17 protein-coding genes are annotated in these 17287 nt (G+C 60.4%); 10 read left to right on the plus strand and 7 right to left on the minus strand.

What is annotated here, in order from left to right:
- Window positions 1-4: 4 nt before the first annotated feature.
- Entirely contained in the window at window positions 5-775 is a 771-nt protein-coding gene (locus BHE81_RS07815; RefSeq protein WP_002907813.1) for a DeoR/GlpR family DNA-binding transcription regulator, read from the minus strand.
- 91 nt (window positions 776-866) lie between these two features.
- Here BHE81_RS07815 and BHE81_RS07820 point away from each other — a divergent pair, with 91 nt between their 5' ends.
- The 9 genes from BHE81_RS07820 (at window position 867) to BHE81_RS07860 (ending at window position 9407) form a co-directional block, all read left to right on the plus strand.
- Entirely contained in the window at window positions 867-1250 is a 384-nt protein-coding gene (locus BHE81_RS07820) for a VOC family protein (protein ID WP_023342772.1), read from the plus strand.
- Window positions 1251-1281: 31 nt separating this feature from the next.
- Entirely contained in the window at window positions 1282-1965 is a 684-nt protein-coding gene (locus BHE81_RS07825; protein ID WP_023342771.1) for a CatA-like O-acetyltransferase, family 1, read from the plus strand.
- Window positions 1966-2309: 344 nt separating this feature from the next.
- Window positions 2310-4013 (plus strand): ABC transporter substrate-binding protein, encoded by a 1704-nt coding sequence (locus BHE81_RS07830; RefSeq protein ID WP_032411661.1) that lies wholly within the window; start codon window positions 2310-2312, stop codon window positions 4011-4013.
- Between the two features lie 43 nt (window positions 4014-4056).
- Window positions 4057-5016, plus strand: a complete 960-nt coding sequence (locus BHE81_RS07835) for an ABC transporter permease (protein ID WP_004175825.1) — start codon at window positions 4057-4059, stop codon at window positions 5014-5016.
- The gene (gene opp4C / locus BHE81_RS07840; RefSeq protein WP_073545861.1) at window positions 5013-5963 is read left to right on the plus strand and encodes an oligopeptide ABC transporter permease; all 951 of its coding nucleotides are present in this window, start codon (window positions 5013-5015) and stop codon (window positions 5961-5963) included. Before BHE81_RS07835 ends, opp4C begins: the two co-directional genes overlap by 4 nt.
- A complete protein-coding gene (locus tag BHE81_RS07845; protein WP_023342768.1) occupies window positions 5960-6940 on the plus strand; it encodes an ABC transporter ATP-binding protein in 981 nt (326 codons plus the stop codon). The genes opp4C and BHE81_RS07845 overlap by 4 nt, the downstream gene beginning before the upstream one ends.
- The gene (locus BHE81_RS07850; RefSeq protein ID WP_023342767.1) at window positions 6937-7908 is read left to right on the plus strand and encodes an ABC transporter ATP-binding protein; all 972 of its coding nucleotides are present in this window, start codon (window positions 6937-6939) and stop codon (window positions 7906-7908) included. The genes BHE81_RS07845 and BHE81_RS07850 overlap by 4 nt, the downstream gene beginning before the upstream one ends.
- Before the next feature lie 365 nt (window positions 7909-8273).
- Window positions 8274-8801: an anti-virulence regulator CigR family protein gene (locus BHE81_RS07855; RefSeq protein ID WP_002907918.1), complete on the plus strand. Its 528-nt coding sequence runs from the start codon at window positions 8274-8276 to the stop codon at window positions 8799-8801.
- A 117-nt stretch (window positions 8802-8918) separates the two neighbouring features.
- Entirely contained in the window at window positions 8919-9407 is a 489-nt protein-coding gene (locus BHE81_RS07860; protein ID WP_016530053.1) for a DinB family protein, read from the plus strand.
- Window positions 9408-9443: 36 nt separating this feature from the next.
- On the opposite strand, the gene BHE81_RS07865 is transcribed toward BHE81_RS07860, so the two are convergent.
- The gene (locus BHE81_RS07865; RefSeq protein WP_004180186.1) at window positions 9444-9728 is read right to left on the minus strand and encodes a hypothetical protein; all 285 of its coding nucleotides are present in this window, start codon (window positions 9726-9728) and stop codon (window positions 9444-9446) included.
- A 144-nt stretch (window positions 9729-9872) separates the two neighbouring features.
- The gene (locus tag BHE81_RS07870) at window positions 9873-11405 is read right to left on the minus strand and encodes an MFS transporter (protein ID WP_023342766.1); all 1533 of its coding nucleotides are present in this window, start codon (window positions 11403-11405) and stop codon (window positions 9873-9875) included.
- 116 nt (window positions 11406-11521) lie between these two features.
- On the opposite strand from BHE81_RS07870, the gene BHE81_RS07875 reads away from it, so the two are divergent.
- Window positions 11522-12439 (plus strand): LysR family transcriptional regulator, encoded by a 918-nt coding sequence (locus BHE81_RS07875; protein ID WP_023301851.1) that lies wholly within the window; start codon window positions 11522-11524, stop codon window positions 12437-12439.
- 73 nt (window positions 12440-12512) lie between these two features.
- Here the strand turns inward: BHE81_RS07875 and BHE81_RS07880 are convergent, their stop codons facing one another.
- The 4 genes from BHE81_RS07880 to BHE81_RS07895 all read right to left on the minus strand — a co-directional run bounded on the left by BHE81_RS07880 (window position 12513) and on the right by BHE81_RS07895 (window position 17136).
- Window positions 12513-13502, minus strand: a complete 990-nt coding sequence (locus BHE81_RS07880; RefSeq protein ID WP_023301850.1) for an isopenicillin N synthase family dioxygenase — start codon at window positions 13500-13502, stop codon at window positions 12513-12515.
- A gap of 20 nt (window positions 13503-13522) precedes the next feature.
- Complete coding sequence (locus BHE81_RS07885) at window positions 13523-14941, minus strand: amidohydrolase family protein (RefSeq protein ID WP_023301849.1); 1419 nt, start codon at window positions 14939-14941, stop codon at window positions 13523-13525.
- A gap of 11 nt (window positions 14942-14952) precedes the next feature.
- A complete protein-coding gene (locus BHE81_RS07890; RefSeq protein ID WP_016529197.1) occupies window positions 14953-15942 on the minus strand; it encodes an ABC transporter substrate-binding protein in 990 nt (329 codons plus the stop codon).
- 294 nt (window positions 15943-16236) lie between these two features.
- Window positions 16237-17136 (minus strand): LysR family transcriptional regulator, encoded by a 900-nt coding sequence (locus BHE81_RS07895; RefSeq protein WP_110246347.1) that lies wholly within the window; start codon window positions 17134-17136, stop codon window positions 16237-16239.
- Between the last annotated feature and the right edge of the window lie 151 nt (window positions 17137-17287).

Genomic DNA, 17287 nt, shown 5'->3' on the forward strand with positions numbered 1-17287 from the left:
CGGGTTACACGGTATAGATGCGAATATCGTGCTGCTGAAAGGCAACGCGATATTCGCGACTGATATTCTCTTCCACCACCAGCACATCGATATCGCTGCTGGCGGCCACCACAAACCGCGCTGCTGCCGGAATTTTATCCGAAGTCAGACCAACAATAATCTCGCTGCACTGTTTAATGACCGCTTTCTTGAACTCGCAGTCGGCATAGTCAAAGCCGGTCAGGCCCGACTCTGGCGCCATCGCGCAGCCGCCGATAAACCCCTGGTCGAATAACATGCCCTGCACCTGAGCCACCGCCGCGGCACCGACGCAACCGCCGCTCGCGCGCTGTACCTGGCCGCCAAGGATCACCACGTCATACAGCGGTTTTTTCACCAGTACCGCGGCGATCTCCGGCGAGTTCGTTACCACCGTCAGCGCCAGCTCGGTGGGCAGCGCCTCGGCCATCGCCAGATTGGTGGTCCCGGTATCAATGAAAATAGTGCCGCCGGGCTTCACCAGCCGGGCACACTGTTGCGCGATCCTGAGCTTTATCGCGCGGTTTTTATCTTTCCGCTCACTGTAATCCCCCGCTTCCGGCAGACTCAGCACCGCCCCGCCATACACCTTTTTACAGAATCCCTCGCGGCTGAGCTCATGCAGATCGCGGCGGATGGTATGCTCCGACACCTGAAGACGCGCCGCCAGCTCCGCGCACACCACTCTGCCGTTTTCCTGCAGGATCTGGCAAATCAGCGCTTGTCGCTGTTGAGGGAAAGCAGCATAATCGAGCATAACACAATCCTTAAATGATCAAAACCGAGCAGTAGCAAGCATGATCGTCTGCCCTGCTCTGGTTGTCAACGTTCCTGCCCGGAGGTTTACCATGAAAATTGCCCATTTCGCCCTGTGGACCCAACAGCTCGACGTCCAGGCCCGCTTCTGGGTGGACTTCTTTGCCGCCAGCATCAATGAAAAATACCTTAGCCAGACCAACCCCGGCTTTGCCTCCTATTTTGTTACTATCGACGACGAGGTGGTGATCGAGCTGATGACCAAGCCTGGCCTGCAGCAGGCCAGCGCGGATAACAACCATACCGGCTGGGCGCATCTGGCCCTCTCGGTGGGCGGGGCGGAACAGGTCGATGCCATCGCCCAACGCGCCGGGGCCGCCGGAATACTGATTTCGCCGCCGCGCACCACCGGCGACGGCTATTTTGAGGCGGTGATCGCCGATCCCGATGGCAACCTGATCGAAATCGTCGCATAGTCAGCAGAACGCCAGTATTCAGGAGGCATCCATGGCACATTACCGGATTATCGACACCGCATCCTGGCCCCGCCGGGATCATTTCACTTTTTACCGCCAATTCGCCAACCCCAGCTTTAATCTCTGCGTGCCGATAGCGGCGCAGCGCCTGTACGAATGTGCGAAGGACCGTCGGGTCTCGTTTTTTCAGCTCGCGCTCTATGCCCTGCTGCGCGCGGCCAACGGGGTACCGCAGCTACGCCAGCGCGTGCGGAACGATGAGGTGATTGAATATGACAGTCTGGCAGTAATGACGCCGGTGATGACCGTCGGAGAGGGATTCCGTCAGGTGTGGTGCGACAACGCCCCCGAGTTCACCGCCTTCAGCGCCGCGGCCACGCCGAAGATTGTCGCGGCAAGAGAGACATCCCCGGCGCCGCTCATCGTCGATGGCGAGCATTTTATCTGCGCCAGCTGTCTGCCATGGCTCCATTTCACCTCGATGACCCATGCGGAATATGCCGTCGGCGCGGCGGTCCCCGCGCTCACCTGGGGAAAACTGCAGAATGGCGTTGTCCCGGTGGCCGGGCGGTTTAACCATGCCTTCGTCGATGGTCTCCACGCCAGCCGCTTTTATGCCCTTGTCGAAGAGGGATTTAATGACCCCGAGCGGCTCTGGTTGCCGCTAACCGAAACCGCACCCTCCCTGCTGCCCCCAGCGGTGAAGGAGCGTTAACGTCTGCCCGGAACTGACCGCCAGGGAGCCTTACTCCCTGCACGGTGGTCGGTACGGGGCCACTATCATCGTTCCCTTTCAGCCGGCGAATACCGCGCAGGTGTGACGCCTGTTCAGAACCTCGCGATTGAAAAGCTGGGTCGCAGACAGCATGCTGACCAACCATCATCAGACAGCGGAAACCACTGCTTCATAGCCATAAAATGGGATTATATTGCCGATCCTTTGCTAAGGATAATTAGTTATAAATCATAGCGTTTCAGTGTTAGACAGGGCGAAGTGCGCCTCTTATCTTTCGTCATGAATTGTAAATAACCACGCAATCATTTGATGAGGTAGCACTTTTGTCCAGATTACAACAAGGATTAAAAACCAGACAAACCCGCTTCGCCCTGGCGCTAAAAGTGGCCCTGCTCGGCGGCGTGGTAGCATTTTCTTCTGCTGTCTTTGCTGAGGGTCTCCTGAAAGAAGGTATCACCCCGGCCACTGAAGCCAGCCAGATCCCGGCCAGCGCCAAACTGCGCACAGACACGGTGGTGGCCGGGATCTCCGAGCCGCAGGGGATCTTTAACCCCTACTTTTTCGTCAACGGCTGGGATGAGAACGTGACTAACGTCATTTTTTCACGCCTGATCGACTGGGACAGCCAGGGCAAGCTGGTCCCGGGACTGGCGGAGAGCTGGACGGTCAGCCCGGATAACAAAGTCTATACCATCAAATTGCGCCCTGGTCTCACCTTTAGCGACGGCTCACCGCTGACGGCGGAAGATGTCGCCTTTACCCTGACGGTCCTGCTCGACCCCAGCTATGATGGCGATACCGACATCACCCTGGCCAATATCGCCGGCGGGGCGGACTACAAAGCCGGCAAGGCTGACAGCGTCAGCGGCCTGAAGGTCATCGACCCGCTCACCCTGCAGGTGACCACCACGCAGCCAGGCGCCACCACGCTGGCCAAAATTGGCGGGCCTGTACTGTCGAAAGCCTGGTACGGCAAAGGGTATCAGCGGGGGAATCTCGACTATCTGCGCTCACTGCACGGCAAGCCGCTGGGCAACGGCCCTTACGTGTACGACAAATATATTCCCGGTCAGGAAATACGCTTCCATGCCAATAGCCATTTTTACCGTGGGACGCCGCCAACGCCGCGCTTTATCTATCGCGTGACCAATCCGTCCACCAACTTCCAGCTGTTCCAGACCGGGGAGACCGACTACGACGCCTTTACCTCGCGCCCCGACGATATTGAGCAACTGAAGATGCTCGGCTTCGCCAATATTAATCTTTACGGCTCCAGCGACTACAGCCAGGTGGAATTCAACGTGCATCGCCCGGCGCTACAGGATAAGCGGGTGCGCCAGGCGCTGATTTACGGCCTGGATAGGCAGAAGCTGATTGACGTGGTCTATCAGGGATACGGCAAAGTCGCCATCGAACCGATCGCGCCGATCTCCTGGGCCTTTAACGCTGAAGGCGTCAACCCTTACCCTTACGATCCGGCACAGGCCAAAAAGCTGCTGGATGAGGCCGGCTGGAAACCAGGCGCCGACGGTATCCGCGCCAAAGACGGCCAGCGCCTGGAGCTGACCCTGCTGGTGAGCAAGAAGGTGCTCAACGATGCGCTGATCCCCATCGCCAAGGAGAACTGGCGGCAGATCGGCGTGCTGCTGAAGCCGCAGGTGGTGGATTTCAACGCCCTGATGGCGCAGCGCAAAGCCGGAAATTACGATTTGGCCTCGTTCAGCACCAGCACCCTCAACGACCCGCACGACGGGGTATGGGATTTCTACAGCAGCGAAGCTAAAGAGTCCGGCTACCATAACGCGGAAGTCGATAAGCTGATTAACGCCGGCAACGCGGTGCTCGACATCGAACAGCGCAAGCCGATCTACCACCAGCTGTATAAAGTGCTGGCCGACGATCCGCCGGTGATCCTGCTCGGCTATCGCGAGATCCTTTCCGCCAGCAGCGCCCGCGTCAGCGGCTTTAAGCCGGATATCTACAACGGCCTGACCGGCAGCCTGCCGGATGTAAAAATCGTCAAATAAATCCCTGGCCGCCGGGTTAACCGGCGGCTGATGTGAGACCGTCATGAGAAATTTCATCCTGAGGCGCCTGCTGCAAACGCTGCCGATGCTGCTGCTGGCCTCCTTCATTATTTTTTTGCTGTTTGCCAAAACCCCCGGCGACTTTATCGATGGCAATATCACCCTGACCGCTGCCCGCGCCGCGGAGCTGAAGGCGATCTACGGCCTCGACCAGCCGCTATTGACCCGCTACCTCCACTGGCTGGGACAGTTGCTGCGCGGTGATTTAGGCTTTTCGCTGCAGTATCAGATCCCGGTCAGCCAGTTGCTCAACCAGTACATCTGGAACTCTTTTCTGCTGGCCAGCGTCGCGCTGGTCTTTTACTGGGGCATCGGCCTGGCGGTGGGCGTGGTTTCTGCCCTGCGCCCTGGCTCCTGGTTTGATCATCTGGTGAGCGTCGCGGTGTTTGCCGCCATGTCGTTCCCCACCTTTTTCCTCTGCCTGCTGCTGATTAAATGGTTCGCCGTCGATCTCCACTGGCTGCCGGTAGGCGGGATGACCAATACCGGCAGCGACGAGAGCGGCTGGCAGTATGTGCTGCAGGTGGCTGCCCATCTGGCGCTGCCGGTGCTGGCGCTGGTGATGCTGCAGGCGGGCAGCCTGACGCGCTATGTGCGCGCCAGTATGCTCGACGTGGTGAAAATGGATTTTATCCGTACCGCCCGCGCCAAGGGGTTGCAGGAGCGCACGGTGATCCTCAAACATGCCCTGCGCAACGCCCTGCTGCCGATTATCACCCTGCTGGGCTTCGAGCTGCCGGGGCTGTTCTCCGGGGCGATCATTACCGAAAAGGTATTCAACTGGCCGGGGGCGGGCCACATTCATATCGACTCGCTGGCCGCCCGCGACTATCCGGTACTGATGGGGTTTACCCTGTTTCTGGCGGTGCTGACGATCGTCGGGAATCTGCTCGCCGACGTACTGTACGCCTGGGCCGATCCGCGTATTCGGGTGAGGTCATGATGATCCTGTCTTACTTAGCTTCCCGTCGCCGCCAGCGGCAGGCGGCTATCCCGGCGCTGGCGCACATTACCCCCTCTCCCTGGCGCCAGGGGTGGCGACAGCTGCGCCGTAACCGGCAGGCCATGTTCTGCTTGATCCTGCTGGCGGTGATGGCGGTGTGGTGCGTGCTGGGGCCCGTCTGGTCGCCGTGGAGTGATGATGCCACCGACGCCCTGAGCATCAACCAGCCGCCCGGGGCGGAACACTGGCTGGGGACCGATTTCCTCGGTCGCGATGTCTATACCCGCCTGCTGCTGGCCGGGCGCATCTCGCTGATTATCGGCCTGCTGACCATGGTGATGTCGGTGTGCCTCGGCTACCTGCTCGGCGCCCTCTCGGGTTACGTCGGCGGGTTAACCGACAAACTGATCATGCGCGTGGCCGACCTGGTGATGACTATCCCCGGGTTACCGCTATTGATCGTCGCCGGGGCGATGCTTTCTGAGCTCGATTTTTCGCCGGACTCGCGCATTTATATGGTGGTGGTGATGCTCAGCCTGCTGGAGTGGCCCCGACTGGCGCGGCTGGTGCGCGGGCAATGTCTCTCCCTGCGCGAACGCGATTTTATGCTGGCCACCCAGGTGCTGGGCCTGTCGGCGCGTCGCCGGCTGTTTGGCCACCTGCTGCCGAATACCATTCCGATTCTGGTGGTGATGGCGACCATGGCCGTCGCCAACGCCATTCTCAGTGAATCCGCGCTGAGCTATCTCGGCCTCGGCGTGTTGCCGCCGACGCCGTCGTGGGGCAATATGATGGATGCCGCTAACAGCCTGATCGATTTCCAGCGCCGCCCCTGGCTGTGGATGCCGCCGGGCATCGCCATCTTTATCACCGTGATCGCCATCAACGTGCTGGGCGATGGCCTGCGCGATGCCATGGATCCCAATATGAAACCGAGGCTGAAATGACCACGCCGTTAGTCTCCTTTAATCATCTCTCCGTCTCTTTCGCCGGCGAACGCTCTCGCGTGCGCGCGGTGCAGGAGGTCTCTTTCACCATTCAGGCCGGGCAAACCGTTGGCGTGGTGGGTGAATCCGGCTGCGGCAAAAGCGTCACCGCCATGGCGCTGATGGGCCTCCTGCCGCCGCAGACGGCGCGCATCGACGGCGGCGAGATCCGCTTCGCGGACCGCGATCTGCTGCGGCTGAAAGCCAGACAGATGGCCGATCTGCGCGGTCACCAGCTGGCAATGATTTTTCAGGAACCGATGTCGGCCCTCAACCCGGTGTTGACCATCGGGGAGCAGCTGTGCGAACCGCCGATCCGCCACCTCAGCGCCACGCCGAAAGCCGCCTGGCATCAGGCCATCCAGCTGTTAAGCGAGGTCGGCCTGGCGCGCGGGGACAGCCTGATGACCCGCTATCCTCACCAGCTTTCCGGCGGCATGCTGCAGCGGGTGATGATCGCCATGGCGCTGAGCTGTCGGCCCAAACTGCTGATCGCCGACGAACCCACCACCGCGCTCGACGTGACCGTGCAGGCGCAGATCCTACGCCTGCTGCGGGATCGGGCGCGGGCCAGCCAGATGGCGATGATGCTGATTACCCACGACCTGGGGGTGATCGCGCAGATGGCCGAGCAGGTGGTGGTGATGTATGCCGGACGAATTGTGGAACAAGGCGCCACCGCGGAAGTGCTACGGCATCCTCAGCATCCCTACACGCGGGGGCTGATCGCCTCCCGACCGGTGCCCGGTGAGCGGCGTCGGCGGCTGTACTCAATTCCCGGCCAGGTGCCGGATCTGGCCGCCCTGCCGGCGGGCTGCGCCTTTGCCGGGCGCTGCGAGCGGGCGACGGCGCGCTGCCGGGAGGCGATTCCGCCGCTGCTCGGCGACCGCCAACGTGCTGCATGCTTTTATAGCGAATTTGCGGAGGTGACATCATGAGCGAACGCTATGTCATTGAAGTGGATGGACTGAAAAAATATTTTCCGCTACGCGACGGCCTGTTTGGTCAGCAGACCGGCGAGCTTCGCGCGGTGGACGGCATCAGCTTTAATATCCGTCCGGGCACCATTTTTGGCCTGGTGGGCGAGTCCGGCAGCGGTAAAACCACCGTCGGCCGGACCCTGCTTGGCCTGTACGAGAAGAGCGCCGGCAGCGTGAAATTTCACGGTCAGGAGCTGGCCGACCTGACCGCGCCTGCCCTGCGCGCTATCCGGCCCAGGATGCAGCTGGTGTTTCAGGACCCCTATAGCTCGCTGAACCCGCGGCTGCGTATTGGCGACGCGATTGGCGAAGCCATGCTGCAGCACAAACTGTGCGCCCGCAATGAGCTATATGACCGGGTGATCGACGTGATGAAGATCTGCGGCCTGGCGCCGGAACATTATGCCCGCTTCCCGCATCAGTTTTCCGGCGGCCAGCGTCAGCGGATCGGTATTGCCCGGGCGCTGATCCTCAACCCGGATTTTATCGTCGCCGATGAACCCATCTCGGCCCTTGATGTGTCGATTCAGGCGCAGATCATCAATTTGTTTTCCGACCTGCGCGACAACCGCGGCGTCACGTTTCTGTTTATCTCCCACGACCTCGGGGTGGTGGAGCATTTATGTGACGATGTGGCGGTGATGTATCTCGGGCAACTGGTGGAAAGCGCCAGCCGCGATGCGCTGTTCAGCCGCCCCCTCCATCCCTATACCCGCGCCCTGATGGCTGCGGTGCCGACCCTCGACCCGCACAGCGAACCGCAGGCGCTGGTGCAAGGCGAGATCCCGGATCCGGCCAATCCCCCCGCCGGCTGCCGCTTTTCATCCCGCTGCCCGCTGGCCAGCGAACGTTGCCGCAGAGAGCCTCCGGCGCTGCGCGAGGTGGCCCCGGGCCATCGGGTCGCCTGTCATTGGGTCGCATCCTGAGCGCGGTCAATGGGGTTATTTATTTCTAAACAACCGACCGATTGTGCGCGGCAGCGCCAGGATTTACTATCCGCCCCGTCTTGTGAGACGCGCGATAAATGAAGCGGAACATCTTTGTACTCTTTTGCCCAATGGCTTCGGGCATTTTTTCTCCACGCCCGGGAGCGATCCTCCCGGCAAGATATTTAGCGGGGCGCGGTCGCCCGTCTGTCAAAACGCAGCAATGGAATTGCTCGTCCGCGTCCCGCTACCCTTTTCCCGCCGCTAATTAAATAAGGGCAAAAAAATAAGACAACATGAGATTGCCTGGGGTATAGCTTTATCTTATTTTTTAAGCGTGTACTCCCTGTTAAGGTATCAACATCATGCTTAAGCGTCGCACTCTCAAAACAGCACTGGCGGCGGTTATTTCTCTTGCCGTCATGGCCGCGCCAGCGTATGCCAACCCGGGTAATGGCAATGGCAACGGCGGTGGTAATCACGGGAACAGTGGTAACCATGGCAATAGCGGCAATCATGGTAACAACGGTAACAGTGGCGACCATGGCAATAAAGGGCAAAATAAAGGCCAGTCCACTGAAGATCACGGCAAACGGAAAAACTACGGCAAGCCCGACCACGTCGACAGCGATATTAGCTTCTCACGGGCGCGCTCCCTTGCCGTGAACTACGGTCTGGTCGGCTATCAGGCGCTGCCGCCGGGTATCGCCAAAAATGTTGCCCGCGGCAAACCGCTCCCTCCGGGGATCGCCAAAAAGACCCTGCCAGCTTCTATGATTAACGACCTGCCCTATTATCCGGGCTATGAATGGCGGGCGGTCGGCGATGATCTGGTGCTGGTGGCCCTGAGCACCGCGATCGTCACCGCCGTGATTAACGGTGTGTTTGACTAAATCATCTGCTTATTGAAAAGCCTCGCCTCGGCGAGGCTTTTTTGTGCCTGGTGCCGGTGAGTGACGGCTCACCGGCATAACCAGTATGATAACGGTTCAACCAACCCGGGACCGACTATGGACAAAGACACAGTAGTAACGCTGTTGAAATACAAGCGCTGGATTGACCTTGCCACCTTACAGGCGATCCGCGCGATTGACGGAACGGTACATGGCGAAAAGCGTCACCTGACCATCAGGCTGATGAACCATATCCATGTCGTTGATATGATTTTCCGGGCGAATCTGCGCAGCAGGCCGCACGGCTACACCGCGCTGAATACCCCTGAGACGCCAACCGTTGATGAGCTGGAAACGGCCATGACCGCCTGTACGGACGAATACATTCAGTACGTCAGCGCCATGACCCCCGCCGATTTCCACGAACGTATCGCCTTCAAATTTGTCGACGGTGGCGACGGCAATATGACCGCGATGGAGATGCTGAACCACATGCTCTTTCACGGCGCCTATCACCGCGGCGCGGTGGGCTGGATGATTGGCGAATGCGGCGGCGTGCCGCCGAAAGAGGTGCTGACCGTTTTCCTGCGCGACCATCATTCCTGACCGAGCGAAACCATTCGCCGTCGATTACGCGGAGAATCAGCAGGAGCTCTGCCTGATGTCGAGTATGGGTTTTCTGGTACAGGGCGCTAAGGTGGGTTCCGATCGTGGCGATAGATACGCCCAGATGTAAGGCGTCATGCCCCGCACCAGCAGCTCCGCCACTGCGTTTTCGGCGGGCTTGACGTTAAAGAGCTCCATCAAGGCGCTGCCGGTGAGAAACGCCAGTTTCTGCAGCGCCGATTTCCACAAATCAGGATCCAGGGTGGCCATCAGCACCGTTTCCAGGATCTCGATATAAATCCGGTCCGTATCACTCGCCATACCGCCGCCTGTCAGTCACAGTTTCCGTTGCCGGAGCGGCGCATATGGCCGCCCTAATCAGCATAATTCCGTCAGCGAAACAATAACAGTTCCGGTTCGCTGAGCAGACCGGGAAGCGTGACGCCACCGCGCTATCAAGGGGGTTCAGGATCCACTGTCGCGGGTTTGGATAGCGCCCCCCTTCCGGCATAGCGTCCGCCAGACCATCAGGGCGCACAGCAGGGTGACGACCGCCAGCCCGCTAAACAGTAGCGTATAAGCAGAGTCATAGCTCTCGCGCAGCGCCCGGAGGGAAAAGTCAGGCAAAAGCGCAGCCGCCTGCGGCATATTGCCGGCCCCCAGCCAGCCTGCGGCGCGGTCAATCACCTCAGGCGCATACCCGTGAACGCGACTCTGCAGGGTCAGGGTATTGCTTGCCGTTAATACCGCGGAGACTATCGCCAGGGCGATCCCCTCGCCGGCAACGCGTACGGTGTTGAACAGGCCTGCCGCCATACCGGCTTTGGCGACCGGCACAGCGGATATCGCCAGGCCATCCATCAGTCCCCAGGGAAGCGCCGCCCCCGCCCCACAGAGGATCAGCGCCAGCACCAGCTGCGGGAGGTGGTTACTGTGAAAAGCATCGCCCAGCAACAGCAACCCGACGGAGGCCATCATCAGTCCCGCCGTGGACACCTGCCCCGGTGAAAACCAGCGGGTGAGCAGGGCCGCAACGGATGGGAAAACCAGCATCGGCGCGGTCAGCGCCATCAGATACAGTGCGCTCTGCGACTCACTCATCCCCTCTCCGCCCATAAAATGCAGTGGAACAATAATCAGCAGGACCACGTAGCAACAGCAGGTGGCGACAGGCAACAACAGTACGCCGACAAAACGCGGATGACGCAGCAGGGAGAGTTCCAGCACCGGGTTGTTCACCCTCCGGCAGCGTACGACAAACGCCACGAACAGCCCCCCCGACGCGATGAGCAAGGCCAGCGTGGTCAGGGATAAAAAACCGCGGGCCGGAATGACCATAAGCGATGCAGTAAAAAGCATCAGGGCCAGCGTAAACAGGGTTAAGCCCAGGTTGTCGGGTGTCCGCGGCTCGCTTTTTTCTGCCACCGGCAGATACGCCAGACCGATAAGCAGAACCATCACCGAGAGCAGCGCAAACAGGGCGTATACCCCGCGCCAGCCCACCGCGTCGGTCATGAAGCCGATCAGCAGCGGGCCGAACGCCAGGCCGGCGCCGAACACCGTGCCCAGGATGCTGAATGCCCGCGTCCGCTGGGCGCCATCATACAGCTGGGCCAGCGCCGCACTGCCGCTGGCTAAAATCATCGCCGCGGCCAGGCCCTGCAGCGCCCTCAACACGCCTGACAGGAAGAGATTGTGCGTCAGACAAAACAGCAGGCTGCTCAGGCAAAACAGCGCGGCGCCGGCGATAAAAATACGTTTTCTGTCGATCGCATCCGCCGTCACCCCTGCGGCCAGCAAAAAGCTGCCGAAGGTCAACATAAAGCCATTGGTCAGCCACGACAGCGCAGCGGGAGAGCCGCCCAGCGACTGCTGTATCGCGGGGGTGGTCATGACGCCGCCGGTAAAACTTAACGGCAGCAGCAAGGCCGCCATAAAGACAGAAAGCGCGGCCAGGGCGCTGGCGTATTGGGAAGGTGTTCTGGCGGGGAGTAACATCGGGCGGCCCTCATCAGTCGGCAAGGAATGAATAAACTGTCGCCATCCTATTGCGGATGTTATTGCCGATAAATAGACTGAAAATATCTTCTTAAGAGACATAAGGTTTATAATCGATGGACAGCCTCACCTCGCTGACGTCCTTTGTCCGCACCGCCGAAACGCTAAGCTTTGTTCAGGCCGCCAGGCTGCTGGGCATATCTGCCTCGGCGGTGGGTAAGAATGTCGCCCGGCTTGAGCATAAACTGGGGGTCCGGCTGTTCAACCGCAGCACCAGAAACGTCAGCCTGACGGCGGAGGGGGCCGCATTTCTGACCCGCTGTCAGAGTATCCTGGAGCAGATCCAGGAGGCCGAGTCAGAGCTGACCAGCAGTCTCTCACAGCCCACCGGCAAACTGAGGATTTCACTGCCCGTCATTGGCTACCGCCTGTTGCTCCCCGCCCTCACCGCCTTTAGCCGTCTTTATCCGCAGGTTGAACTGGATCTCGACTTTAGCGACCGGCTGGTCAATCTGATCGATGAGGGAGTTGATGTCGCTATCCGCAGCGGTGAATTAGCGGACTCCCGCTTGATCGCCAGAACGCTGGGAGGCTTTCGTTTTGTGCTCTGTGCCAGCCCGGCCTATTTGGCGGAATACGGCGCCCCCGACTCGCCAGCGGAATTGGCGGCGCACAAGTGCATTTTTTTCCGCTTCCCCGCGACGGGGCTGATCCAGCCCTGGGAACTGCGCGGTATGCGACTGACGGGAGATTTCAGGTCCGCTGCCGTGATGACGGTCAATAACATTGAGGCCGCCATTCGCTTAAGCGCGGCGGGGATGGGCATCGCTTATGTGCCTGATTTTGTCGTGCGCGAGGCAATGGATGAGGGACAACTGCAGGAGGTGTTGCCCGGCTGTTGCGACAAGGATGGGCATTTCTCGGTCCTGTGGCCCGCCAGCCGCTACCTGTCACCAAGAATACGCTGTTTTATCGATTTTATAGCTGCGGCAGAGATACCTTTGTCACCCGCATCGGCAAGCCCTACCACCTGAAAAGCTCAGCGCCGGATATCCTGCCGCCCGGTCAGCGAAAGCCGGCGGCAGGTATACCATTCAAGAGCGCATCTTACCCTTTGGCAAAATTGGCCTGGATCCGCTGCTGCAGATAATCCTCGGCGCTGATGGGCGGGTACTTCCTCTGCGGCCCGAGGATCTCGACATCTTTATTGGCCTGGCAGAAAAACGCCAGGCTGTAGCGCGGCCCCTGATATTCATGGGGCAGCGGATTTCTCACCCGATGGAAGTTAGACGGCAGCTGGTCGTCGCTCCAGCGCATCAGCATATCGCCGATATTGCAGGTGATCACCTCCTCGCGCGGCTCAATGCTGGTCCACTGCTGGCTTTCGCGGTCTTTACCGGGACAAACCTGCAGGCCGCCCTGGCCGGGGCGCTGGAACAGCAGCGTCAGGCAGTCAAAATCGGTGTGCGCGCCGGCCCGCCACATCCCCTGCTGCGACTGCTCGGTTGCATAGTAATGCAGCATGCGCAAGGTGCTCTGATAGGTGTCACGCTGCGGATCGTGCGCGGTGGTAAAAAACGATTCCGGAAAACCGAGCTTTAAAGCAAAGCAGGAGAGGATCTTCATCCCCAGCTGCCAGCACTGCGACTCAAACCCGAGCATCGTCTGCCGGAAGCCTGGCAGCTCCCGATCGCTGGGCCAGCGCCCGGCCATCAGAGGCCGGGTTATCTGATACGACTCTTTTTGATCCGGGGTGCGGGTCGACGGCCGAACCTGCGCTTTGCTTTCCCAGCCGGCGTTACCGGCCAGCGGATACTGGCGCTTCACCTCGTCGGGCAGGTCGAAAAACGCCTCGGTCATGCTGAACGCCTGGCGGATATCCGCCAGCGGAATACCGTGATGGCTGACCTGGAAGAAGCCAATCTCCACCGCCGCCTCCCACAGTTGTTCGGCAATGTCATTTTTTCTTGCGGCAAAGTTCGACAGGTCGATACAGCGTACTTCGCGGACGAAGGTCTCTTCGCCCTCGGCGCCCATCAGCGCCTCTTTTTCCAGTTCCTGTAAGGCATAGCGTTGATTCTGGGTGGTTGCGTTCATCGTCATTATCCTGTTATCAGTTAAACAGCGGCGCGCTGTTGGAGGGTACGGACGGCCGCCAGCGCGTCGTGACGCATCGCGTCAAGGTCGAGACCGGGAATGGCGTCGTCTTCCACGATGGGGCGGCCATTGAGCAGCAGCGCCTTCAGCGCGGCGCGCCCACCGCAGGCCACCGGCCCAATGGCCATATCGTGCAGGCCGAAGTAGCGCGGATCGTCCAGCCGGTAAATGGCGAGGTCCGCCTGCATGCCGACCTGCAGGGTGCCGCTCTGCGCTAAGCCGAGGATCTGCGCCCCGCCGGCGCAGCCCCAGCGCACCACATCCTCCACCGTGGCCGCATCGGCCCCGCCCTCGAAGGTGCCCCCGGCGTAGCGCGGCTGCGCCAGCATCCCCTTGCGCGCGCGCTGCAGCAGCCATGCGGCATGGGCTTCGCTTTGCATATCCGCCGCTTCATTCGAGGCGGCGCCGTCCACCCCCAGCGAGACCGGGACCCCGGCCTGCTCTAACGCCAGCAGATCGGCGATGCCGCTGCCCAGCCGGCCGTTGCTTTGCGGGCAGTGGGCGATGCCGGTTCCGGTACGGCCCAGCAGGGCAATCTCCTCCGGCAGCAGCTTCACCAGATGGGCATACCACACGTCATTTCCCAGCCAGTCGTGTTCCGCACAGTACTGAACCGGCGTCATGGAGAATTTCTGCCGCGCGGCATCGAGATAATCGACGGTTTCCGATAAATGGCTGTGCAGCCGGATCCTCAGCTGGCGGGCCAGCTTCGCCATCTCCCGCAGCTGGGCGCCCGGCGCGGAGTGCAGGACGGTAGTGGGCGCCATCACCACCCGGCGCAGAGACTCGGGCCGGGGGTCGTGATAGCGGCTGACCAGCCGTTCGACATCCGCCATATAGCTGTCGAAGGTTTCCGGACGCAGCGCCACCGGCAGATCCTGTTCCACCGCCCGGCCCTGGGTCGCCCCACCTCGGCACAGGACGATGCGCATCCCCAGCGCTTCCCCTTCGCTGAAGACAATCTCCGAGGTATCGAAAGGCATATCCGGCCAGTACAGGTAGTTGTGATCCGCCACGCTGGCGCAGCCCGAGCGCAGAAGCTCCACCAGGCCAATGCGCACCGCCAGACGAAAGGTATGTTCATCGAAAGCCGCGCGAAAGCGGTACGGCGTGGCGCTCAGCCAGGCCGTCAGGCTCTGGTTCAGCCCCTGCGGCTCGCCCTTCAGCAGCGACTGAAAAAGATGGTGGTGCGTGTTCACCCACGCCGGATAGATCACGCAGTCGCGGGCATCGATCTGTCGCTCTTCCGGCAGCGGCGTCAGGCTGCCGATGGCGGCAATCTTGCCGTCGCGGATGCGAATATCCGGCCCGGCCAGCCGCGCCGCCTCTCCGGGCAGACCGCTGAGGATGGCATGGGCATTTTTAATAATTAATGACATGGCGTCGCTCCTCAGGGTTTAACCTGCATGGCCTGAACAAATTCGGTGGTGTAGGCCTGTTTCCAGTCGGTGGCCGCCGCCAGCAGACCGGCGCTGACCATAAAGTCGCGGGTCTTCTGCCAGCGCGCGTCGGTCATCGTCCCCCAGCCCTGGCTGGCGGCATCCCCGCCGTCGATCAGGTGATGCTCACGGATCTGGGTCACGCCCCAGGCGAGCAGATCGTCGGTCATTTTCGGGTTGTCCTGCTTAATCAACGCATTGCCCGGCGCCGGATCCTTGAGATAGCTCACCCAGCCCTCCATTGAGGCGCGGACAAACTTCGCCATCGCCGCTTTACGCTCGGCGATGGTATCCGGGCGGGCGATAAGGATGCCGCCGTAGGGGGGATAGCCGTGTTCGGAAAAGAGGAAGAAGTGCGCCTTCACTCCGGCCTTCTGCACCTGGAACACCTCGGAGCTGACATAGGCCTGCTGGGCGACAGCGTCATCGACGACAAAGGGTTGAATATTGAAGGTATAGGGGCGAACCTGCGCGTCGCTCAGCTGGTATTGCGCCTTCAGCCACGGCCACCACGTCGCCTGACCGGAGCTGGAGACCAGCAGGGTTTTGTCTTTCAGCCCCTGCAGGGAGGTGACATCGGCATGGGTCAGCAGCCCCTGGGGATCGTACTGAAAGGGCGCGGCAATGGCCTTTGCCTGGAAGCCGCGCTGAATGCCTTCCAGCAGCTGCAGGTCGTAACCGATGATCACATCGGCCCGCTTCGACAACAGCAACTGCATGCCGTTGACCTGCGGTCCGCCGGAGCGGATCTCGACGTCGAGACCATATTTTTTGTACAGCCCGGTGGCCTGAGCCTGATAATAACCCCCCTGCTCCGCCTGGGCGTACCAGGAGGTCAGCAGAACGATTTTCTCCTCGGCCTGAACGGCCAGCGAGACACTGCCGAGAGCCATCAGGCCCAGCCAGCGTATGCCCCGGGGAAGGCGTGCGCCTGTTTTCATATCCCTCTCCTCTTTACGCCGGGAGGGGGAGCGAGCGAATGTGGCTCAGCCTCCCATCCCGGTCAACATTGAACCGCGACATGGTGACTGAGCAATGTCCCGTATGGATAACCCGTACTGACCGCTTCTACTCACACTCAGCTATACAAAAACAATGCCAGATTTTATCGCCCGCGAGCGGCCGCGAGAAATCGCCTGCGCCGCCCCCCTTGGGCATGCAACCTTTGATTCATGCCCACAAGAAACGCACCATAATAGTGCGCTAATGAATGATTTTAGTGCCTGCCCGACATTTCACAGCTGGCTGAAGAGCATCTCCAGCTGGTTCAGCATCATCGAGGCGGCAAGGGAAAGCTGGCGGGCGGGCGAGACGCACAGCGCCAGCGTGAAAGGCTTAAGCTGCGGATCGGTTAGCGGCACAAACGCCAACTGGCCGGACTCAATCTCATCGAGAATATCCAGCCGGCACAGAATGCCGATGCCCATCTGCTCTTTGATCAGGGTGCGGATCATGTGAATGTTATTCGATACCGCCACCTCCTTTACCTCGTTGCCGCTGATGTTCACCAGCGCCTCCACCGGCTCGCTGATCATCAATGGGGCGGACGGCAGGATTAAGGGGTAGTCGAGGCACTGACTAAAGCGCACCGCGCTGCGGCTGGCCAGCGGATGGCCGGTGGGCACCACAATCCCCATATTCATCTCGGCAAACGCCCGCACCTGCAGTTCACGAGAGGTCTGGGGATTGAGCATGATGCCGAAATCCGCCTCGCCGGAGATCAGCGCCTGCTGGATGTGGATATTGTTGATGGTGGTCAATGTAAAAGAGATGTTGGGATAATGTTTATGCACCTCTTTGAGCATCGTCGAAAAGAAATGCCGGTTAATGGCATCGATGGTGGCGATGCGCACATGCCCGCGCCGCAGCCCGCGCAGGTCATCCAGCTGCTCGCAGACCCGGGTAAAGTCCTTTTTCCAGTTATTGGCCGCGTGCAGGAGCAGCTCCCCGGCGGCGGTCAGCCGCAGCCCGGTGGGATGGCGCTCGAAGAGCGGCATCGCCAGCTCCTGTTCCACGCGCAAAATCTGACGGTCGATGGAAGACGCCGACACATGCAGCGCCTCTGACGCTTTACGAAACGATCCCTGACGGGCCACTTCGGTGAAATAGAGCAGAAATCGGGAGAAGGCAAACATGGTTTGGGTGCTCTCTTTTTTGCAACGGGTTGTGCGAATCAAAGCTCTGGACGCAACAGTTTTATCACAATACCGTAGCATTCATAGCGGAGAAACGATCGTTTCACCCATTTTCTTGCACGCCGGACAGTTCACCGCGAAGGGGAGTTAT

It is taken from the genome of Klebsiella sp. AqSCr (assembly GCF_008452795.1).
Lineage (GTDB): Bacteria > Pseudomonadota > Gammaproteobacteria > Enterobacterales > Enterobacteriaceae > Klebsiella > Klebsiella pneumoniae.